The sequence below is a fragment of the Pseudomonas sp. YuFO8 genome, assembly GCF_035065025.1.
Classification (GTDB): domain Bacteria; phylum Pseudomonadota; class Gammaproteobacteria; order Pseudomonadales; family Pseudomonadaceae; genus Aquipseudomonas; species Aquipseudomonas putida_AE.
Window position 1 is genome coordinate 26658 of the sequence record NZ_JAXDEQ010000010.1, and the last position, 20182, is coordinate 46839.

A 20182-nucleotide genomic window follows, 5' to 3' on the forward strand; every position below is an offset into this window, starting at 1 on the left:
GTCGAGCCTGAAGCGCTTGTTGTCCGGGGCTGCATGGGCATTTGTGACAGAAACCGACACCCCGGCACTACCGTTCGCGGGATTTTTCCGGACAGCCCTCAATTTCCGCAGACAACAGCCGAAGTCCTTAGTGACAAAGTGATTTGTCCGACAATCGTTTCCCTGACAACAACGATACCGCACTCACGGACCCGGGTTGATCGACAACGTTTACGGCTGCCAATAAACCGCGAGTCATCTGCACTGCGTGGGCCTACAAGAAAATCTGGAGCGCGGATGAACATCAAACAGAAACTGACCTGGGCGTTTGCAATCATCGCCTGCTTGCCGGTGGTACTGGTCGCCACCCTCGTCGTGCTGAACCTGCGCAGTGATGCCAGGGAAGGATTCGTCGACAGCAGCGGTCGCGAAATCCGTCAGGTCAGCAACGCCATGCAACTGTTCTTCGACGGCATCAGCCAGAACGTCGAGTACCTGGCCAAACAACCGCTGATCACCAACTCCGACGACAGCCTCAAGACCTACATGAACGCCAACGCCGCCAGCATTCCACAGGGCGAGATGGACAAAAAAGTCTTTGGCTTCCTGCAGGATCTGGGCAACGCCCATCCATCCTACGCCTACGCCATCCTCGGCACCGCCGCCGGTGGTTATGTGTCGTGGCCGGACGACGCCAAGCTGGCCAACTACGACCCGCGCCAGCGTCCGTGGTACAAGGCGGCCCAGGCGAAACCGGGCAAGCCGTTGCGTACCGAGGCCTATTACTGGGCCGAAAACGATACGTCCTACGTCAGCACCGTGCGCACCATCGACAACAAGCTGGGCACCAACGGTGGCGTGGTCAGCATCGACGTCTCGCTCAAGCAGCTCACCGAACTGGTCAAACAGATCAAGCTCGGCGAAAGCGGCTACCTGATGCTGCTGGAAAACACCGGTACCGTGCTGGTCGATCCGAAGCAACCGGAACACAACTTCAAGGCCTTGAACAGCCTCGGCGAGGGTTATGCGCAACTGGCCAAGGCTGGCAAGGGCCTGGTTGAAGTCGAGCTCAACGGCGAACGCTACATGGCCAACGTCTGGCCGTCCGAGCAACTGGGCTGGACCTTCATCGGCCTGATCAAGCAGAGCGACGTGATGAGCACCGCGACCCAGCTGACCTGGTTGATCGCCATCATCGCTGCGGTACTGGCCGTTGTCTTCGCCATCGTCGGCGCCAGTTTCGCCAGCGTCATCGTGCGGCCGATCCGCAGTGTGGCCGACGGCCTGGAAGGTATTGCCCAGGGTGAAGGCGACCTGACCAAGAATCTGCAAATCCGTGGCAGCGACGAAACCGCGCAACTGGCCAACTGGTTCAACCAGTTCCTGACCGCGATTCGCAACCTGATACAAAGCATTGGTGGCGCCGCGACCAAGATCCTGGCCACCTCCAGGAGCTCGACCCAGGTCTCCAGCGACATGGCTGAAGCCGCTGGACGCCAGCGCGAGGCGGTGGACATGGTGTCCACGGCATTCCACGAAATGGTCGCCACCGCCAACGAAGTGGCACGCTCCTGCAGCCAGGCGGCCGAGTCCGCCGACAGTGGCCAGCGCCAGGCCCGTGAAGGTCAGCAACAAATTGACGCGGCCGTCAGCAGCGTCGATCGCCTGAGCCAGGAAATCGAGCAGTCGGCCCAGTCGATGCAACAGCTGGAACGCGACAGCAATGATATCCAGTCGATCCTCGGGACCATTCGTTCGATCGCCGAGCAAACCAATCTGCTGGCGCTGAACGCGGCCATTGAAGCGGCGCGGGCCGGTGAGCAGGGCCGTGGTTTTGCCGTGGTGGCCGATGAAGTACGGGCGCTGGCCAAGCGCACGGCCGACTCCACGGCGGAAATCGACGGACTGCTGGGCAACCTGGCCAAGCGCACCAGCCAGGTGACCCAGCAGATGCACGCGAGCCTGGAGGTGTCCCAGCAATCGGTGACGCGCATCGGTGAAGCGCGCAACAGTTTCGGGCAGATCCGCGAGTCGGTGGACGTGATCCGCGACATGAACACCCAGATTGCCACGGCGGCGGAACAACAGCATCAGGTGGCCGAAGACATCAACCGACACATCAGCCAGATCCATGGCGACGCGCAATTGGTGGCTGAACTGGCGAACTCGGCGCGCCTGGATTCCCAGAGCCTGGCCGGGTTGTCGAATGAGCTGGATGGGTTGGTGCGCCGGTTCCGTACCTGACCGGTGACCGCTGCGCGGTCAATCGCGAGCAAGCTCGCTCCCACAGGGATTTGCACTGTCCTTGTGGGAGCGAGCTTGCTCGCGATGGGCCATCACTGCCGAAACAATTCTCCCGGGGTAAACCCGAACAAACTCTTGAACGCCGCAATAAACGCCGACGTCGAGTCATACCCACAGGCCAGCGCGGCATTGGTCACGCTGTCGCCCTCCTCCAGCAGACTCAGCGACGACAGCAAGCGCATACGCTGGCGCCAGCCGCGAAAACTCAACCCGGTCTCACGCTGAAACAGGCGCATCAGGGTTTTCTCCGACGTGCCCAAACGCTCGGCCCATTGGTGCAGGGTCACATTGCTCTCGGGATTTTCGATCAGCTCATTGCACAACCCCAGCAACCGTTCATGGCGGGGCAATGGCAGGGAAAACCCGACTTCCGGCAAAGTCGCCAACTGATCGAGCAGCACACTCACCAACCGCGCCTGCGGGCTGTCACCCTGGGGATATTCCACTGGCAGCAGGCAAAAACTCTTGATCAGCTCCCGGGCCAGCGGCGTCACTTCCAGCACCCGGCAACGCCCGTCCGCCCACTGGCAATCCTCGCGACGCACATACAGGCTGCGCATCTCGGCGCGCATCGAGGTCACGACCTGGTGATCCAGATCGGCCGGAATCCAGATGCCCCATTGCGGCGGCGCGAAGAAACTGCCCTCGGCGGTGTGCACGCCGAGCACGCCACTGATGGCATAGGAAAACTGCACCCAGTCGTGGCGATGGGATGGCGTCCATGACCCGGCATTGAGGCTTTCCACCCGGGCATACAGCGGACGCGGCAACGTTATGAGGGGCGGAATGCTGCGTTCGAGGGAAACCTGTCCGTTAGTCGGCATAACCTGGCCTTGTGTTGCGAGACGGCTGATGGGCCGACGTTAGGCCATGTCACGCATCCATTCAATACCGGACGCCCCTATCGCTCGATGATGGCGGTTACCCCCTGACCGCCTGCGGCGCAAATTGAGATAAGCCCTCGCCCCTTCCCCGCCGCATCAAGCAACTTGGCCATATTGGCGAGGATGCGCCCACCCGTGGCCGCAAACGGGTGCCCGGCCGCCAGTGAGCTGCCTTTGACATTGAGCTTGCTGCGGTCGATGGACCCCAGCGGTGCTTCGAGGCCCAGGCGGCTTTTGCAGTACTCGGGGTCTTCCCACGCCTTCAAGGTGCAAAGCACCTGGGCAGCAAAGGCTTCGTGGATCTCGTAGTAATCGAAGTCCTGCAGGGTCAGGCCATTGCGCGCCAGCAGGCGCGGCACGGCATACACCGGTGCCATCAACAGGCCCTCGGCGCCATGGACGAAATCCACCGCGGCGGTTTCGCCGTCACGCAAGTAGGCGAGAATCGGTAGACCACGTTCCTTCGCCCATGCCTCACTGCCCAGCAGCACCAAGGATGCGCCATCGGTCAGCGGCGTGGAATTGCCGGGGGTCAGGGTGCCTTTTGCGCTTTTGTCGAAAACGGTCTTGAGCGAGGCGAGCTTTTCCAGGGTCAGGTCCGGGCGCAAATTGTTGTCGCGGGTGAGGCCGAGAAACGGCGTCATCAAATCGTTCTGCCACCCTTCGGCGTAGGCCGCATCCAGGTTCTGATGGCTCAGCAGCGTCAGCTGATCCTGCTCTTCACGGGGAATGTTCCAGGCCTGCGCCATCAACTCGCAATGCTCGCCCATGGACATACCGGTGCGCGGCTCGCCATTGCGCGGGAACTCGGGAATCAGGTGCCGGGGGCGCAGCTGCAGGAAGGGTTTGAGTTTTTCCGCGGTGGTGCTGGCGCGATAGGCCTGCAGCAAAATCTTGCGCAACCCCTCGTTGACACTGATTGGCGCGTCCGAGGTGGTGTCGACGCCACCGGCAATGCCGCAGTCGATCTGGCCGAGGGCAATTTTGTTCGCCACCAGCAGCGCCGCTTCCAGCCCTGTACCGCAAGCCTGCTGGATGTCGTAGGCGGGGGTAGCGGGCGACAGCCGCGAACCGAGCACGCACTCGCGTGTCAGGGCCATGTCCCGTGGCAACTTGAGCACCGCCCCCGTCACCACTTCGCCAAGGCGCAGTCCATGCAGGTTGTAGCGTTCGATCAGGCCTTCGAGTGCAGCCGTGAGCATGGCCTGGTTACTGGCGGTGGAATAGGGTCCGTTGGAGCGAGCGAAGGGTATCCGATTACCGCCGATGATCGCGACGCGACGCAGCTGAGTCATGAAAAGCTTCCTATTCTGTGAAGGCCATTACCCGCAAGCGTAGGCCGAATCTGGCAAATCGAACGACTGATTGCCATTCATGGTCCACACTTTGAACCTCATCTGCTGGAGCGCGTTCCATGTCCGACCGCTATATCGACTTCGCCAATTCGTCCATCGGCCATCGTCTGGTCGGGGCCATGGGCCTGCCTTCGCCGGTACGCCTGGAACGCTGGCAAGCGGGCAGATTGCGCCCTGTGGAAGGCGCCTTGCTGATTGGCGGCGGACCGCTGGCGGAGAAGGTCAACACCTTCGCCAACCGCCTGACGGACGCGATCTACACCTACGGCACCGAGCCCTCGATGGCGACCGCGTGGATTCCCGGACACGGTCCGAAACTCAAGGCCGTGGTGTTCGATGCCAGTGATCTGGTGCAGGTCGGCCAGCTCAAGCAACTACGCGAGTTCTTCCAGCCCCTGATAAAAAATCTCGACCACAGTGCCCACCTGGTGATCCTGGGACGTGACCCGCAGTCGTTGAGCGACCCATTCGCCGCCAGTACCCAGCGCGCCCTCGAAGGCTTCAGCCGCTCGCTGGCCAAGGAACTGCGCAGCGGTGGCACCTTGCAGCTGATCCATGTTGGCGAAGGTGCCGAGGATCAACTGGAAGGACCGCTGCGGTTTTTCCTCTCGCCGAAAAGCGCCTTCGTGTCCGGGCAAGTCATCAACCTGACTGCCTGCGACACCCAGGTAATGGACTGGACTCGCCCGCTGGCCGGGCGCAAGGCACTGGTCACCGGTGCGGCGCGCGGCATCGGCGCCGCCATCGCCGAAACCCTGGCCCGTGACGGTGCCGAGGTCATCCTGCTCGACGTCCCCCCGGCCAGGAGCGACCTCGACGCCCTCGCCGCACGCCTCGGCGGGCGTGGCATCACCCTCGACATCTGTGCCGAGAACGCCGCCACGGAACTGGTCGAACAGTTGCCCGACGGCATCGACATCGTAGTGCACAACGCCGGCATCACCCGGGACAAGACCCTGGCCAACATGACCCCGGAATTCTGGGACGCGGTACTCGCCGTCAACCTCAACGCTCCGCAAGTGCTGACCAAGGCCCTGCTCGACAGCGGCACCCTGCGCGACAATGGCCGGGTGATCCTGCTGGCGTCGATCAGCGGCATCGCCGGCAATCGCGGGCAAACCAACTATGCGGCGAGCAAGGCTGGCCTGATTGGCCTGGCGCAAGCCTGGGCGCCGCTGTTGCATGAGCGGGGCATCAGCATCAATGCCGTGGCGCCGGGTTTTATCGAAACCCAGATGACCGCGCACATTCCATTCGGCCTGCGCGAAGCCGGACGGCGCATGAGCTCGTTGGGCCAGGGCGGTCTGCCGCAGGACGTCGCCGAAGCGGTGGCCTGGCTCGCGCAACCGGGCACCGGCGCGTTCACCGGCCAGGCACTGCGTGTCTGCGGGCAAAGCGTTCTGGGGGCCTAGGCATGATCATCGACTGGCACACACTCAATCGTGAACCCAGCCTGTCGGGGCTCTATGTGCATGCGGCAACGCGTCGCAAGATCACCGGCACCACCCTGCCCCATTCGGGTCTGCGCTGCTGGCTCGATGTCGACCCGCAGCGCCTGGCGACCTATCGCAAAGTCTGCGGCTTCGCCGACAACGGCCTGCTGCCACCTACCTATCCGCATATCCTCGCATTCGCCTTGCAGATGCAATTGCTCACCGCCCGGGACTTTCCGTTCCCGCTGCTGGGGCTGATTCACCTGAGCAACCGCATCCGCGTGCTGCGCCCCATGGGCGGCGTCCATCGAGTGCGGGCCAGCGTGTGCGTGGAGAACCTGCAACCCCATGCGAAGGGGGCGACCTTCGATCTGGTGACGACGCTGGATGATCAACTGGGACCGCTCTGGGAGGCGCAAAGCCAGATGCTGTGCCGAGGGGTGAAGCTTGAGGGCGAGCCCGTCGAAGAGGAGTTGGCCCCGACGCTGCCCCTGACGCAAGTCGCCCAATGGAACGTGCCCACAGACATCGGCCGGCGATACGCCAAGGTATCCGGCGACTACAACCCGATTCACTTGAGTGCGCTGAGCGCCAAAATGTTTGGCTTTCCAACGGCGATTGCCCATGGCCTATGGAACAAGGCCCGCACCCTGGCCGCGCTTGCAGAGTATCTGCCGGCGGCGAACATCGAGATTGCGGTGAAATTCAAGAAGCCGGTGCGCCTGCCCAGCGAGGTGACATTGCTGGCCAGCGCTGCGGGCTCCAGTGGGGATTTGCAATTGATAGGGGCTGGTGATCTGGAGCACATGATTGGCCATTGGCGGCCCATCGCCTGACGCGAATCGTATGACATACACCTTGTAGGAGCCGGCTTGCCGGCGAAGGCGTTCTTGAACCTTGCGTCAGTCTTTCGGGTGCCTTCGCCGGCAAGCCGGGCTCCTACAAGGCCCTCACCTGCTTCAACGATTGGCCAACTCCCCCAACGGCTGCGGGAACAGGTTATTCAGGGTCTCCAGCAAGCGCACGTGATAGATCGGCTTGCGAAACAGGTCCAGCACCTGCAAACGCAACATGTCGCTGACACTTTCCATGTCCGCATGCCCGGACATCACGATCACCGGCAAATGCTGGCGCGCCGTGTGCTCGCGCAAGCGCTTGATCAACGACATGCCGCTCTCCTCCGGCATGCGCAGGTCGGTAATGACCAGAGCGATATCCGGATGGCGTGTCAGATGCTGCAACGCCAGCTTGACCGAGGTCGCGGTGAAACAATTGAACCCCTCGCCCTCCAGCAACTCCGCCAACTCAAGCAACGCATCCTCCTCGTCATCGACCAGAAGCAGTTGTTGGCGCGGCAGTGCGGGGGCATTCATGGGCAACACCTGGAATAGACTAAGCGCTGACATTAGAACCCACTCGTTGCATTGGCAAATTGCCGGTGCGAACTCAGATAGTCACTCACAAGGCGTTTTTGATGCTGGTGAACATCGTGGTCAAGTCAGTCCCGATGCCGCCGCTGAGCCCGGCAATCACCACCGCGACCATGGCGGCTACGATGGCGTACTCGATACCCGAAGCTCCCTCGGTATCCTTGGCCAGCCCTTTGTAAAAATCGATTTCGGATTTGACCTTCTGAACCAGCTTGGCGAAAGACATGAAGTTCTCCTAGATGACCCCGGGTGTTGCACGGACGCAACATGATTCCCCTGTGCCAGCATCAGCATTGTCGGCATTTCCCCGCCAAACAACTGTAAGAACGCATTAACACCAAAGTATTAACCGTTTCGTTGACGTCAAAAAACCCTGTATTTGCTCTGAACCATTAACTTTCGTTGGATTTTTGCCCCTTGGGTAATGGCGTTTTGCTCTAGCTGCGCTACCTTCAAATAGCCAAATAGTTCCATGTTCATAGCTGCCTGATTGCGAAGTTGTCTCGTTGTGCAAACGAGTTCTTTGAGCAGCAGGAAAGATGCACCAGGAAAGGAAGCGCCGTCATGAACAGTCGTGTCATCCTAGGCCTGGCCGGCCTGTCCCTGGCGGGCGCAGTCATCGCCGGTTATTGGGGCTTTACCTTGACCCGTCAGCCGGCCGCCGCCCCTGTTGCGCAAACCGAGATTTCACCTGCGACCACCGCCACTCCAGCAGCTGTTCCCCAGCCAGAAGAAGACACCCGTCAACCGATCGTGGTGTTGTTGCATGACATCCCACCGTTCGTGCAGATCACCGCCGCCGACATTGCCTTGGAAAAACTACGCACCGTTCCGGCCGGCAGCCTGACCCGTCTCGATCAAGCCATTGGCCGTACGCCCTGGCGCGCCCTGCCCGCCGGCAGCTGGCTCAATGACGAGAGTTTTGAAGCCGGCGGCAAGCTGGCGCGGATGATCCGTCCCGACGAGCGCGCACTCGCTGTTGCCGTGGATGAAGTGATCAATGCCGGGGGGCAATTGACACCGGGGGACTATGTCGATGTGCTGCTGTTCTTGCGCTCGGACAACCTCAACCTTCAGCCCTCGGCCCAGCTCGCCATCCCGGCCTTGCGCGTATTGGGGGTGGGCGAGCAATTGGGCCTGACCAACGACGGCCATCCGTCCAGCCCGGCCCAGGGCAACGATGAAAAACTCCGCCAGGAGCAACAACGCGCCAGCGCCCGCACCGTGCTGCTCGCCGTCCCCGACCCCCTGTTGAGCCGCCTGATGCTCGCCGCCCAGGCCGGCGTGTTGCGCCTGGCCGTGCGCAGCGCCGAGGAAAAACGCCTGGCGCGCTACTGGGCCGGGGAACGGGATTCTGCGACCAATCTCGCCAATGCCAATCGCGACCTGATCCAGTTCAACCAACTGGCCATGACCGCACCGCCCAAACCTGCAATCGCCAGTAGCGCAGGCGCACCGCGTCGCTCGGGCGTGGAAGTCATCCGCGGCAACGAAACGCAAAAGACCCCCTGAATCGTGCAAGGAACCGCTTTAATGCACAGACGTATTATGCCGTTGTTCAACGGCTTGATCTGCGCCACCTTGCTCAGCGGCATGCCGGTAACGGCAGCACTGGCAGCTACCGGCAGTTGCGCAGCGCTGGGCCCGCTGCCAGCGGTACTGGAAGTGGGCGAAGGCCTGCAACAGGAAGTGCAATCGCCGGTGGCGATCACCCGGATCGCGGTGGGCGACCCGAAGATCGCCGACGTGCGAGTCAATGGCAACCAGGCGTTCCTGCTCACCGGCATGGGCGCTGGCGCCACCAGCCTGATGGTCTGGACCGCCTGTGCCAGTGCACCGCGGCAAAGCATGGTATTCGTCCAGGGCCGCGCGACGGCGGCCATGACCAGTGCCAGGCAGTCACCGTCCGATGATGGGTTGCTGCCATCGCAAGTGCAGACCGACATCCGCTTCGTCGAAGTCAGTCGCACCAAGCTCAAGGAAGCCAGTACCTCGATCTACGGCAAAAACTCGAATTTCCTGTTCGGTTCCCCCGGTACCGTCCCCAACACGGCGGTGACGCCGCGGGTGTTTCCGTTGCGCAACCTGGATCCGCGGATTGCCGTGCCGAGCATTCCGTTGGCCAACGACATGTTCAACATCGTCGCCGGCGGCGGCAACTTCCTGGCCATCATCAACGCCATGGAAAGCAGTGGCTTTGCCTACACCCTGGCACGCCCGAGCCTGGTGGCGATCAGCGGCCAAAGCGCAAGCTTCCTCGCGGGCGGTGAAATCCCGATCCCCATCCCCAGCGCCAACAGCAACAGCTACTCCATCGAATACAAGGAATTCGGCATCCGCCTGACGCTCACGCCGACGGTGGTCAGCAACGACCAGATCGCCCTCAAGGTTGCTCCCGAGGTCAGCGAACTGGATTACAACAACGCCGTGACCATCGGCGGCACCACCGTGCCGGCGTTCACCATTCGCCGCACCGATACCAGCATCTCCCTGGCCGATGGCGAAAGCTTCGTCATCAGCGGCCTGATCAGCACGCAAAACACCTCGCAGGTGGACAAGTTTCCGGGGCTGGGCGATATCCCGATTCTCGGCGCGTTCTTTCGCAGCTCTTCGATCAATCGCGAAGAACGCGAGTTGCTGATGATCGTCACGCCGCATCTGGTGCAGCCGCTGGCGGCCAATGCGCAACTGCCGTCGCTGCCGGGTGAAAAACTGCGCAATTACGACCCCAACTGGTATCGCATGTACTTCCTCGAAAACGGCGACTTCGATAAACGCAGCGGGCTATCGCAATGAGCCAGAACCTGAGTCAGACCTTCCTGGCGATCACGCGCAACAGCACGGACCTGGAATGGCTGCAAGGCGCTCTCGCCCCCTTGGGCCAGGTGGTCAGTGCCGGTGGCGGCAGCCTCGACGAACTGTTGGCGCTGGTGGACGTGACCCTGGCCAGCCTGGTGTTCGTGGGTCTGGACCGTGAACACGTGGTGGCCCAGTGCGCCCTGATCGAAGGCGCCCTGGAAGCCAAGCCGCGGTTGGCGATCGTTGCGCTGGGCGACGGCATGGACAACCAGTTGGTGCTCAACGCCATGCGCGCCGGGGCCCGGGATTTCGTGGCGTATGGCTCGCGCTCCAGTGAAGTCGCCGGGCTGGTGCGGCGCCAGAGTAAACGCCTGCCGCCTGTAGTGCCGAACACTCACCTGGGCGGCCTGACCGTGCTGTACGGCGTGCAGAGCAACGCCGACGGCGCGCTGCTGGCCAACCACATGGCGCAAGTGGTGCAAAAAAGCGGTCAGCAAACGCTGCTGCTCGACCTCGGCCTGCCGCGCGGTGACAGCCTGGCCCTGCTCGGCCTGGAGAGTTCGTTTCATTTCGGTGATGCGCTGCGCAACTTGCGCCGCCTCGACGCAACCCTGATCGACAGCGCCTTCACCCGTTGCGAAGCCGGCCTGCGAATCCTCGCCTACGCCACCCACGACGAACCGCTGGAACACACCAGCGCCGCCGAGTTGTACATGCTGCTCAGCGCCCTGCGCCAACACTTCCAGCACATCGTGGTGAATGTCACCGGCCAGCCCGACAGCGAAGCCCTGCGCACCTTTGTCAGCCATTGCGACAAGCTGCTGTGGTACACCGACCAGAACGTGCTCGACTGCCGCCGCAACCTGGCGGTACTGAACCTTTGGCGCGAAAAAGGCATGAAGCTCGACCACGCCAAACTGCTGGTGGATCGCTACCTGCGCAGCGTCGCGCCGGACTCCGAGGCCTTGGGCAAAAGCTTCGGCATGGAGGTCATCGCCACGCTCGCCTACAGCCCCGAAGTGCGCTTGAACGCCAAGAACCAGGGCGTGACCCTGTTCGAACTGGCCCCGCGGGAAGTGCTCACCCAAAGCCTGCGCAACCTCGGCGAACGCCTGGCCAAGCGCTCCGAAAGCCTGGCCAAACCCAAGTCCTGGTTCAGCCGTTTGAGAGGTACGCCATGAGCGGCGAAAAACTGTTCGGCGCGACACACCGCGGGGTGGCCGGCAATACCGACCACGAAGGCCTGAAACTGGTGCTGCATCGCTACATCATCGATGCCATCGAGGAGTCCGGGAAAAACCTGCTCGAAGGCTCGCGCCAGGTGCTGGCGCAGTTCGTCATCGACAAGGTGGCCGAATACATCGCGCGCCTGCACTTGGCGATTTCGCGCTACGAGATGGAGCGCCTGGCCGAGGAGATCGTCGACGAGCTCACAGGTTTCGGGCCGCTGGAAGTGCTGCTGCGGGATTCGGCAGTGACCGAAATCCTGGTCAACGGCCCGCACCGCGTGTTCATCGAGCGCGATGGCGTCCTGCACCTGAGCGACCTGCGATTCATCGATGCGCACCATGTCGAGCGCGTCATCCAGCGCATCCTCGCGCCCTTGGGCCGGCGGCTCGATGAGTCTTCGCCGATGGTCGACGCGCGTCTGCCGGACGGCAGCCGGGTCAACGCGATCATTCCCCCGATCGCGCTCGACGGGCCGTGCCTGTCGATTCGGAAATTCCGCCAGGACATGCTCAACAGCACCGACCTGATGGCCATGCAGACCATCGACCAGGCGATCTACGAATTTCTTCAGGACGCCGTGGGCAAGCGCTGCAACATCCTCATCAGCGGCGGCACCGGCACCGGCAAGACCACGCTGCTGAACATCCTCAGCCAGTTGATCGATCCCCACCAACGCCTGGTGACCATCGAAGACGTCGCCGAACTGCAACTGGGCCACCCCCACGTGGTGCGCCTGGAAACCCGGCCGCCGAATGCCGAAGGCCATGGCGAGGTAAAAGCCAGCGACCTGATTCGCAATGCCCTGCGGATGCGCCCGGACCGGATCATCCTCGGAGAAATCCGTGGCGTCGAAGTGGTCGACGTACTGACCGCCATGAACACCGGTCACGACGGTTCCATGAGCACCGTGCACGCCAACAACGCGCAGGATGCCTTGTTGCGCCTGGAAACCCTGGTCGGCCTGACCGGCCGCAGCATTGCCGAAAGGACTTTGCGCCAGATGATCTGCGCGGCGCTGGACGTGGTGATCCAGTTGACGCGCATGCCCGATGGCCGCCGCTGCGTCAGCGAAGTGGTCGAGGTGATCGGCATCCGCGAAGACGTGTATGTCACCAATACGCTGTTCCGCCTCGATCGGCGCAGCGGTTTCGGTTTCATGCGCGAAGCCCTCAACCCCGCCGGTGACAAACTGCGCCGCGAATCGGCGCTCTCTCCCTCGGTATATTGAAGGTCACGGCATGCTCAAACCGCTGCTGCTCATCCTCGTTTGCCTGGCGTTGCTGGGGCTGTCGTTGCGCTTGCTCAGCCGCGGTTTGCGCGAACCCGGTACTCGCCGCGTGCTGGAGCGCCTGAGCCAAGGGCAACCGGAGCGGGTGGTGCAGAAAACATCCTGGACGGGGCTGGATCGCGCCTTTTTGCGCGCCGGCCTCGGGCGGCCCACTGAACGTCTGGGTGTGTGGCTGACGCTGTGGGGCTTGAGTGTTCTGCTCGGTTTCATCGCTGGCGGCTGGCTGGGTTTGTTCGCCCTGTTACTGGTGCCGCCCCTGCTGCTGCGCCTGTATGTCGACTGGCGTTACCAGCGCCGACTCAAGCGCATGATCGAACAATTGCCAGCGCTGCTCGATCACAGCGTGCGCAGCCTGAAATCCGGGCGCACCCTGGCCGACGCGGTGCTGGGTGCCATCGACGCCGCCGAAGACCCGCTGAAAAATGCCTTGGGCCGCGTGCAACGCCAGGTGCACATGGGTATCAGCCTGCCGGACGCCGCCTCGGACTTCGCCGAACTCTACGACAAGGACGAACTGCGCCTGTTTGCCCTGGGATTGAAGGTCAACCACCGCTACGGCGGCAACGCCAGTGAACTGCTGGAGAACCTGATCAAGATCATCCGCGAACGTGAACAGGCGGCTCGCCAGTTGAGCGCCATGACCGGCGAAACCCGGGTCACCGCGGTGGTCCTGGCGCTGATGCCGGTGGCACTCGCCGGCTACATCCTGGTGTCCAATCCGAAGTACTTGATGGGCATGTGGAACGACAGCTCGGGGCAAACGATGCTGGTGGGCGCGCTTGCCCTCCAGGTGTTCGGCTGCGTGGCGCTGTGGCGGATGTTGCGCAGCCTATGAACCTGTCCATGCTGCTGAGCTCGCTGCTGTTCCTGCTGGCATCGGGATTGTTTGTCCGCGTCATTGTGCAAATGCGTCGGCGTGCCCGCCAGGTGGTGCAGCGCCTGGACGGCAAAGCGCCGAGCAAAAACCGCTTCAACCAATGGCTGCACGCGCTGGGCAGCAGCCGTGTCGGCCAGCAGTCAGTCAAGCTCGACAACGAAACCCAGACGCTGCTCAATTGCCTGGGCTGGCGTACCGCGCGGCAACGGGCTTTGTTCGCCGCCTTCCAGGTGGGTGTCCCGGTATTGGCGCTGGCGTTGAGTGCGCTGGTGCAGGGCCTGTTCTTCCCCGAGGTCACTCGCCCGTGGCTGGTCCCGGCGTTCGCCCTGGGCATCGGTTACCTGCTGCCCAAGCGCCTGCTGGCCGCCGCCGCGCACCATCGGCAAAAGAAACTGGCGGTCGAGATTTCCACCTTCATTCCGTTGCTGCGCATCCTGTTCGAATCGGGCATGGCCGTGGAGCAATCGCTGCGCGTGTTGAGCAATGAAGGCAAGCTGCTGATGCCCACGCTGACCCACGAACTGCGCCTGGTGCTGGCACGCGTCGACTCGGGCCTGGAGCTGGGCGAAGAACTGAACAAGGCCACCCGCTTGCTGGCGGTCGATGAATTCACTGACACCTGCGTGATCCTGCAACAGCTGATCCATCAGGGCGGTGGCGCGATGAAATCCCTGCTGGCGCTCAAACTGTTGCTCGATGACAAGCGTCTGTCACGCCTGCAGGAATACATCTCCAAGATGTCCGCGAAAATGTCCGTCGTGATGATGTTGTTCCTCTTCCCGGCGTTGTTGATCGTACTGGCCGGCCCGGGCTTCACCGCCCTCGCCCGGGCTTTTGCTTCCTAGGGGAATCGTGATGAAAGCATTGATTGCCGGTTTGAGTCTGCTGATGCTGGGGGGTTGCGCGAGCAACGGACCGGCACCCTGGAGTGCCATGACCGGCACCGCCAGTTGCGCCAAATTAAACGCCGAACAACAGCTGTCACTGAACCTGGCCGATGACATGGCCAATGACGGCAAGCTGCACGCCAGCCTCGCCAACCTGCAGAGCCTGCCGGACAATCTCGCCGATGTGCGCCTGCGCAAGGCCAAGGTGTATCGACTGCTGGATCGCAGTGAAGCCGAACCGCTGTACCGCAGCCTACTCGGCGGCTGCATGGCCGCAGAAGCCGAACACGGCCTGGGCCAACTCGCCGCCGCCCGGGGCGACCATGGCCTGGCCCAGGCGCACCTGCAACGGGCCGCACGCCTGGCGCCCACCGACGAAAAAATCCGCAACGACCTGGGCGTGGTGTACCTCAATCAATTGCGCATCGAAGACGCCAAATTCGAATTCCTCACGGCCATCGAGCTCAAGCAGAGCGACCAATTGGCCGCCGTGAACCTGGTGACCCTGTTGATCTACCAGGACGATTGGAACCGCGCCGCCGAACTGGTCAGCCGCCTTGGCCTGAAACCGGCACAAGTCACCCAGGCCCAGGCCCGCGCGGAGAAACTCAAGTCCCCCGGCAGGTCCGGTCCGACCGTCGCCGCCGTTCAGTAAGGAGCCCCCCGATGAAATCGACCACCCTTTACTGCCTCGGCGTGCTGGCCCTGCCCCTTGCCGCCCACGCCATCGACGCCGGCCCCGCCTCGCCACAACAACAGGAAACCGAAGGCTGGCTGCAACTGCAAAGCAGCAACGCAGCCGCCTCCACAAAACCGCAAACCGCCAGCGCCACCGAGCGCGAACTGGCGATGCAGCGCTGGCTGAAAAGTTACCAGCATGAGATCCCGCAGTTCTTTGACCAGGATGTGGGAGGAAAAGTGAGTAGCGGCTCGCAGGAATAGGCGCCGCCATCGCCCCTGTAGGAGCTGGCTTGCCAGCGATCGGCCCTCAAGCCGAGCGCCAAACTCACCGACGCCATCGCCAGCAAGCCGGCTCCTACAAATTGAACTGCCCCCCAAAAGTTGGACACCGATCCTGACTTTTGGGGTGTTCCAATGGGCAAGTATTCCGTTCAGTTCAAAATCACAGCTGCTGAGGCCTACATCCACGGCGACGATGGGTTTCGAAAAATCGCCAATCGCTACTCAATTGATTGCAGTCTCCTGCGTCGTTGGGTTGCCGCTTTCCAAGCCCGAGGCAGCGCGGGTCTGCAAGCGAATGGTCACCACTACAGTGCGGCGTTCAAGCTTTCGGTCGTTGAATATATGCACAAAGAACGACTTTCCTGTCGCGAGGCCGCCACCCGTTTTGGGCTCGGTCAGTCTTCGCAGGTGGGCATTTGGGAGCGCCAGTATTACAGTGGCGGTCTTGATGTACCCAAGAGAAAAAAGACTGTCTCCATGCCAAAAAAATCGCCCGTCCCCCCTCAATCCCCGCTCGTAGATGATGATTTGAAAAGTCGGGAACAACTCAAGGCCGAGCTTGAATATCTGCGCATGGAGAACGCCTATCTAAAAAAGCTCGAGGAAATAAGGGAGGCTCCGAACAGGAGCCATCTCCCCAAGAAAAAACGCTCACCGTGATGGCGCTGCGCTCGAGGTTTCCTTTGGACGGCCTGCTCAGGCTGGCCAATCTCGCGCGCAGTACCTTCTACTATCAGGTCGGCGCGCTTCAGAAGCCTGACAAGCATGCAGACCTGAAAGCCACCATCCAGAGCCTCTACCATGAGCATGAGGGGCGTTTCGGCTATCGACGTATTACCCTGGCGATCCGCAAAAAAGAGCCGGTCAACGAAAAAAGGGTTCAGCGTTTGATGGACGACATGAACCTCAAATCGCTGGTGCGTCCAAAAAGATATCGGTCTTACAAAGGTCTGGTCGGCAAAATAGCGCCGAATTTGCTGGAGCGTAACTTTCTCGCGCAACGGCCCAATCAGAAGTGGGTGACCGATGTTACGGAGTTCAAAGTCGGGCTGAAGAAGCTCTATTTGTCGCCCATCATGGATCTGTACAACGGCGAGATCCTGGCCTACCAGATCGCTACGCGACCGAGTTTTGCCTTGGTAACCGAGATGCTGGATAAGGCTATTGAACAGCTGCAAGGCCCGGTGAATCTGGTGCTCCACTCCGATCAAGGTTGGCAATACCAACAACCGCGATACCAGCGCGCGCTGAAGGATCGAGGCATAAAGCAAAGCATGTCGAGAAAAGGGAACTGTTTGGACAATGCGGTGATCGAGAGTTTTTTCGGAACACTGAAGTCCGAGTTTTTCCACCTCAAGCGTTTTGAAAGTGTAGAAGAGCTCCAAACAGGCCTGGACAAGTACATCCATTACTACAACCATGACCGAATCAAGGCGAAACTCGGCGGACTGAGTCCTGTGGAATACAGAACCCGATCCGTTGGCTAGCGACAAAGACCGTCCAACATTTGGGGGTCAGTTCAGTTTGATCGGCGTACATCTGCAGGAGATTGCTTGGCTGTCAGGACGACTCGGTCTATTCAGACAAATACAATCTCATAAGGCAACCGCATCCGCTCCAGCAACACCCTCGGCAACCGCGGGGCAACCCCGATGGCCGGCTCGCCGTCGAGCTGACTGGCATACGCATGGGTAGCGTGGCTCTTGCGCGCCACCGTCCATGTGTCCAGGCGCACCTTGCGTGCCCGATGCCAGGGGATCAAGGCGCTATCGCGGTTTGGCCAGTGCCATGCCCAGACAGGTATTTCAGTGAAGACGGCGCCCGCGATGGTGGCCGCATTGGCGCTGGCGCGGCCGACGGCGTCATGGTCGCTGGTGCCGTCATCGCACCAGGTGCTGAACACCACATCGCCCGGACGCAGATAACGGGCGATGAATTGCGTGAGCGCCTGTTCATGCTCGGCCAGGGAGTTGTCGGTGAAACCGCCGCGAATCCATTTCAGGCTGTGCATCGGCAATCCGAGCCGGCGCAGGGCCTCGACGCTTTCCTGGGAGCGGAACACGCTCAGGCGCTTTTCCGACCATTGCTGGGAGCCTTGATGACTGGCGCTGCCGTCGGTCACCGAGATCAGTTGCAAGGGGTGTCCCGTGGCGGCGAGCAACTGCAGCAGACCGCCGCAGGTCAGCACTTCGTCGCCGGGGTGGGGGGCGATCACCACTGCGCGGGCGCCGGGAGGGAGAAGGGATTGGGTACCGATGACCGGGATATTGGCCAGTTGCGGGGCGCTGTTCCAGATTTGCTCGGCACAGCTGTCACTGATGGACACGGATTTCATGGCGTTACGTCCTTGTTACATTCGCCTTCAGGCGTGCGCGACGCAAGTGCGGCAGCAGCCGTGAGCGCGGGTTGATAGCGAAGCGCGGCGCTCCGGACCCTGGACAGCCGCGCATCGAGTATTGCTCATGTAGCGGTATTCGTCGCCCCGGATGTGCTCGCAAGAAACAATTTTTCCGGCGCGCCGGCTGTTTTTACTCCTCTTCCTCCCGTTGCAGTTCGAACAACAGCAACGAACGCCCGGTGACCGAGTACTCGCGACCGAAGTCGAAGCGTTCCTGGCCGCGTATGGACGGTTGGTTGGTGTCGATCAGGCAGGTCCAGAAACTGCCATCGGGCACCTCCGGCAGGAGGAAGTTGACGATGTCGTGATGGGCGTTGACCACCAGCAACAGCGTGGCGTCCGCCCCTTTGCGGCGAATCCCGGTTTCCTGGGCGCGGCCGTCGAGCAACATGCCGAGGCAGCGATTATGCGCATCGTGCCAGTGCTCGGTGGTCATTTCGCTGCCATCCGGCGCGAGCCAGGTGACATCCTTGACGCCGATGTCCTCGTTGTAATTGCCCACCAGGAAGCGCCCGCGGCGCAGGATCGGATAGGTCAGGCGCAATTTGATCAGGCGCTTGACGAACTTGAGCAGGGCCTTGCCGTCTTCGCTCAGGTCCCAGTTGACCCAGCCGATTTCGCTGTCCTGGCAATAGGCGTTGTTGTTGCCTTCCTGGGTGCGGGCGAATTCATCGCCGGCCACCAGCATCGGCGTACCCTGGGCCAGCAGCAAGGTAGCAAAGAAATTGCGCATCTGGCGCTGGCGCAGGGCGTTGATTTCCGGGTCGTCGGTGGGGCCTTCGACGCCATGGTTCCAGGACAGGTTGTTGTTGCTGCCGTCCTGGTTGTCCTCGTCGTTGGCCTCGTTGTGCTTGTCGTTGTACGACACCAGGTCATTGAGGGTGAAACCGTCGTGGGCGGTGATGAAGTTCAGCGATGAATAGGGCCGCCGGCCGCGTTGGTTGAACATCTCGCCGGAAGCGGTCATGCGGCTGGCGAAGTCCGCCAGCTGGCCATCGTCGCCTTTCCAGAAGGCGCGCACGGTGTCGCGAAACTTGTCGTTCCATTCCACCCAGCCCGGCGGGAAGCGTCCGACCTGATACCCGCCGGGCCCGCAATCCCAGGGCTCGGAGATCAGCTTGACCTGACGCAGGACCGGGTCCTGGCGGCAGGCCACGAGGAAACTGTGGCGCTCGTCGAAGCCGTCGTGATAACGCCCGAGGATGGTCGCCAGGTCGAAGCGAAAGCCATCCACATGCATCTCCGAGGCCCAGTAGCGCAGGGAGTCGGTGACCATCTGCAACACGCACGGGTGGCTCAGGTCCAGGGTGTTGCCGGTGCCGGAGTCGTTGATGTAGAAGCGCTTGTCGTCAGGCTTCAAGCGGTAGTAGGAGGCGTTGTCGATGCCGCGCATGGACAGGGTCGGACCCTGTTCGTTGCCCTCGGCAGTGTGGTTGTAGACCACGTCGAGGATCACTTCCAGGTTGGCTTCGTGCAGGTGCGCGACCATCTCCTTGAACTCGGCGATCTTGCCGCTGGCCAGGTAGCGCGGGTCGGGGGCGAAGAAAGCAATGCTGTTGTAGCCCCAATAATTGGTCATGCCTTTGTGCAGCAGGTGCTGGTCGTTGACGAAGGCGTGGATCGGCAGCAGTTCGACACTCGACACGCCCAGTTTACGGATGTGCTCCAGCACTTCGTCGACCATCAGCCCGGCGAAGGTCCCGCGCACGTTTTCGGGGACGGCGGGGTGACGCATGCTGAAGCCGCGCACGTGGGTTTCATAGATGATCGTCTTGTCCCAGGGCACGCTGACCCGGTGATCGTGGCCCCAGGTGTGCGCCGGATCGATCACCTTGCATTTGGGCACGAAGGGCGCGCTGTCGCGTTCGTCGAAACTGAGGTCGCGGTCCGGGTGGCCAATGGTGTAGCCGAACAAGGCCTCGGACCATTTCAGGCGGCCGATCAGTTGTTTGGCGTAGGGGTCGATCAACAACTTGTTAGGGTTGAAGCGATGGCCGTTGGCCGGGTCGTACGGGCCGTACACGCGGTAACCGTAGATCAGCCCCGGATGGGCGTCGGGCAAATAGCCGTGGTAGATCTCGTCGGTGTATTCCGGCAGCTCGATGCGTTCGAGTTCGACTTCGCCGGCATCATCGAAAATGCACAGTTCGACCCGGGTGGCGTTGGCCGAGAACAACGCGAAATTGACCCCCAGGCCATCCCAGGTCGCACCGAGTGGAAAGGGCAGGCCTTCACGGATGCGCGAGGGTTCGGCACGGGGAGGCGGCGTTTCTTTCTTCGGACGGGACATATTTGCTCCAGCGACAGCGGACAGTAACGGGGCTCAGTATTTATTTCGCGGGCGAGCACACCCCT

At 61.8% G+C, this 20182-nt stretch carries 18 protein-coding genes and 1 pseudogene; 13 read left to right on the forward strand and 6 right to left on the reverse strand.

The features are described 5' to 3' along the window. Positions 1–276: 276 nt before the first annotated feature. A pseudogene (locus SOP95_RS32130) lies at positions 277–1365 on the forward strand (cache domain-containing protein); the annotation flags it as partial. 129 nt (positions 1366–1494) lie between these two features. Continuing rightward, positions 1495–2223 carry a methyl-accepting chemotaxis protein gene (locus SOP95_RS32135; RefSeq protein WP_370628334.1) on the forward strand — a complete coding sequence of 243 codons (729 nt, stop codon included), beginning with the start codon at positions 1495–1497 and terminating at the stop codon, positions 2221–2223. 92 nt (positions 2224–2315) lie between these two features. Here SOP95_RS32135 and SOP95_RS11210 read toward each other — a convergent pair whose 3' ends face one another. After that, complete coding sequence (locus SOP95_RS11210; protein ID WP_323607140.1) at positions 2316–3107, reverse strand: AraC family transcriptional regulator; 792 nt, start codon at positions 3105–3107, stop codon at positions 2316–2318. A gap of 77 nt (positions 3108–3184) precedes the next feature. After that, a complete protein-coding gene (locus tag SOP95_RS11215; protein ID WP_323607141.1) occupies positions 3185–4462 on the reverse strand; it encodes an acetyl-CoA C-acetyltransferase in 1278 nt (425 codons plus the stop codon). Between the two features lie 119 nt (positions 4463–4581). Here SOP95_RS11215 and SOP95_RS11220 point away from each other — a divergent pair, with 119 nt between their 5' ends. Together SOP95_RS11220 and SOP95_RS11225 are read left to right on the forward strand one after the other, a co-directional pair. Further along, on the forward strand, positions 4582–5934 hold the full coding sequence (locus SOP95_RS11220; RefSeq protein WP_323607142.1) for a 3-oxoacyl-ACP reductase: 1353 nt from the start codon (positions 4582–4584) through the stop codon (positions 5932–5934). Between the two features lie 2 nt (positions 5935–5936). Then, a complete protein-coding gene (locus SOP95_RS11225; RefSeq protein WP_323607143.1) occupies positions 5937–6791 on the forward strand; it encodes a MaoC family dehydratase in 855 nt (284 codons plus the stop codon). A 123-nt stretch (positions 6792–6914) separates the two neighbouring features. Here the strand turns inward: SOP95_RS11225 and SOP95_RS11230 are convergent, their stop codons facing one another. Then, complete coding sequence (locus SOP95_RS11230; protein WP_274077773.1) at positions 6915–7328, reverse strand: response regulator; 414 nt, start codon at positions 7326–7328, stop codon at positions 6915–6917. An 85-nt stretch (positions 7329–7413) separates the two neighbouring features. Next, positions 7414–7611 (reverse strand): Flp family type IVb pilin, encoded by a 198-nt coding sequence (locus SOP95_RS11235; RefSeq protein WP_274077774.1) that lies wholly within the window; start codon positions 7609–7611, stop codon positions 7414–7416. 338 nt (positions 7612–7949) lie between these two features. Between SOP95_RS11235 and cpaB the strand changes: the two genes are divergently transcribed. From cpaB to SOP95_RS11280, 9 genes are all read left to right on the forward strand, one after another. Next, complete coding sequence (cpaB, locus tag SOP95_RS11240; RefSeq protein ID WP_323607144.1) at positions 7950–8897, forward strand: Flp pilus assembly protein CpaB; 948 nt, start codon at positions 7950–7952, stop codon at positions 8895–8897. Between the two features lie 21 nt (positions 8898–8918). Beyond that, positions 8919–10181, forward strand: a complete 1263-nt coding sequence (locus tag SOP95_RS11245) for a type II and III secretion system protein family protein (RefSeq protein WP_323607145.1) — start codon at positions 8919–8921, stop codon at positions 10179–10181. Beyond that, complete coding sequence (locus tag SOP95_RS11250; protein WP_274077777.1) at positions 10178–11365, forward strand: AAA family ATPase; 1188 nt, start codon at positions 10178–10180, stop codon at positions 11363–11365. The genes SOP95_RS11245 and SOP95_RS11250 overlap by 4 nt, the downstream gene beginning before the upstream one ends. Further along, a complete protein-coding gene (locus SOP95_RS11255) occupies positions 11362–12642 on the forward strand; it encodes a CpaF family protein (protein WP_274077778.1) in 1281 nt (426 codons plus the stop codon). The genes SOP95_RS11250 and SOP95_RS11255 overlap by 4 nt, the downstream gene beginning before the upstream one ends. Before the next feature lie 10 nt (positions 12643–12652). After that, on the forward strand, positions 12653–13537 hold the full coding sequence (locus tag SOP95_RS11260) for a type II secretion system F family protein (protein WP_323607146.1): 885 nt from the start codon (positions 12653–12655) through the stop codon (positions 13535–13537). Between the two features lie 8 nt (positions 13538–13545). Further along, positions 13546–14424: a type II secretion system F family protein gene (locus SOP95_RS11265; RefSeq protein ID WP_406592620.1), complete on the forward strand. Its 879-nt coding sequence runs from the start codon at positions 13546–13548 to the stop codon at positions 14422–14424. Positions 14425–14434: 10 nt separating this feature from the next. Beyond that, complete coding sequence (locus tag SOP95_RS11270; RefSeq protein WP_274077781.1) at positions 14435–15121, forward strand: tetratricopeptide repeat protein; 687 nt, start codon at positions 14435–14437, stop codon at positions 15119–15121. Between the two features lie 11 nt (positions 15122–15132). Further along, complete coding sequence (locus SOP95_RS11275; protein WP_274077782.1) at positions 15133–15408, forward strand: DUF3613 domain-containing protein; 276 nt, start codon at positions 15133–15135, stop codon at positions 15406–15408. A 153-nt stretch (positions 15409–15561) separates the two neighbouring features. Continuing rightward, positions 15562–16916, forward strand: a protein-coding gene (locus SOP95_RS11280; protein ID WP_442967738.1) for an IS3 family transposase whose coding sequence is annotated in 2 segments (ribosomal slippage) — positions 15562–16018 and positions 16018–16916 — 1356 coding nt in all. Because the reading frame shifts where the segments join, the coding sequence is not laid out codon by codon here. 92 nt (positions 16917–17008) lie between these two features. Here SOP95_RS11280 and SOP95_RS11285 read toward each other — a convergent pair. Beyond that, positions 17009–17764: a PIG-L deacetylase family protein gene (locus SOP95_RS11285; protein WP_274077316.1), complete on the reverse strand. Its 756-nt coding sequence runs from the start codon at positions 17762–17764 to the stop codon at positions 17009–17011. Positions 17765–17957: 193 nt separating this feature from the next. Then, entirely contained in the window at positions 17958–20117 is a 2160-nt protein-coding gene (glgX, locus tag SOP95_RS11290) for a glycogen debranching protein GlgX (protein WP_274077315.1), read from the reverse strand. Between the last annotated feature and the right edge of the window lie 65 nt (positions 20118–20182).

Bases quoted from the DNA above. Each gene is read 5' to 3' on its own strand.
- SOP95_RS32135 (WP_370628334.1), top strand. From the start codon at position 1,495: ATGGTGTCCACGGCATTCCACGAAATGGTCGCCACCGCCAACGAAGTG.
- SOP95_RS11210 (WP_323607140.1), bottom strand. From the start codon at position 3,107: ATGCCGACTAACGGACAGGTTTCCCTCGAACGCAGCATTCCGCCCCTC.
- SOP95_RS11215 (WP_323607141.1), bottom strand. From the start codon at position 4,462: ATGACTCAGCTGCGTCGCGTCGCGATCATCGGCGGTAATCGGATACCC.
- SOP95_RS11220 (WP_323607142.1), top strand. From the start codon at position 4,582: ATGTCCGACCGCTATATCGACTTCGCCAATTCGTCCATCGGCCATCGT.
- SOP95_RS11225 (WP_323607143.1), top strand. From the start codon at position 5,937: ATGATCATCGACTGGCACACACTCAATCGTGAACCCAGCCTGTCGGGG.
- SOP95_RS11230 (WP_274077773.1), bottom strand. From the start codon at position 7,328: ATGAATGCCCCCGCACTGCCGCGCCAACAACTGCTTCTGGTCGATGAC.
- SOP95_RS11235 (WP_274077774.1), bottom strand. From the start codon at position 7,611: ATGTCTTTCGCCAAGCTGGTTCAGAAGGTCAAATCCGAAATCGATTTT.
- cpaB (WP_323607144.1), top strand. From the start codon at position 7,950: ATGAACAGTCGTGTCATCCTAGGCCTGGCCGGCCTGTCCCTGGCGGGC.
- SOP95_RS11245 (WP_323607145.1), top strand. From the start codon at position 8,919: ATGCACAGACGTATTATGCCGTTGTTCAACGGCTTGATCTGCGCCACC.
- SOP95_RS11250 (WP_274077777.1), top strand. From the start codon at position 10,178: ATGAGCCAGAACCTGAGTCAGACCTTCCTGGCGATCACGCGCAACAGC.
- SOP95_RS11255 (WP_274077778.1), top strand. From the start codon at position 11,362: ATGAGCGGCGAAAAACTGTTCGGCGCGACACACCGCGGGGTGGCCGGC.
- SOP95_RS11260 (WP_323607146.1), top strand. From the start codon at position 12,653: ATGCTCAAACCGCTGCTGCTCATCCTCGTTTGCCTGGCGTTGCTGGGG.
- SOP95_RS11265 (WP_406592620.1), top strand. From the start codon at position 13,546: ATGCTGCTGAGCTCGCTGCTGTTCCTGCTGGCATCGGGATTGTTTGTC.
- SOP95_RS11270 (WP_274077781.1), top strand. From the start codon at position 14,435: ATGAAAGCATTGATTGCCGGTTTGAGTCTGCTGATGCTGGGGGGTTGC.
- SOP95_RS11275 (WP_274077782.1), top strand. From the start codon at position 15,133: ATGAAATCGACCACCCTTTACTGCCTCGGCGTGCTGGCCCTGCCCCTT.
- SOP95_RS11285 (WP_274077316.1), bottom strand. From the start codon at position 17,764: ATGAAATCCGTGTCCATCAGTGACAGCTGTGCCGAGCAAATCTGGAAC.
- glgX (WP_274077315.1), bottom strand. From the start codon at position 20,117: ATGTCCCGTCCGAAGAAAGAAACGCCGCCTCCCCGTGCCGAACCCTCG.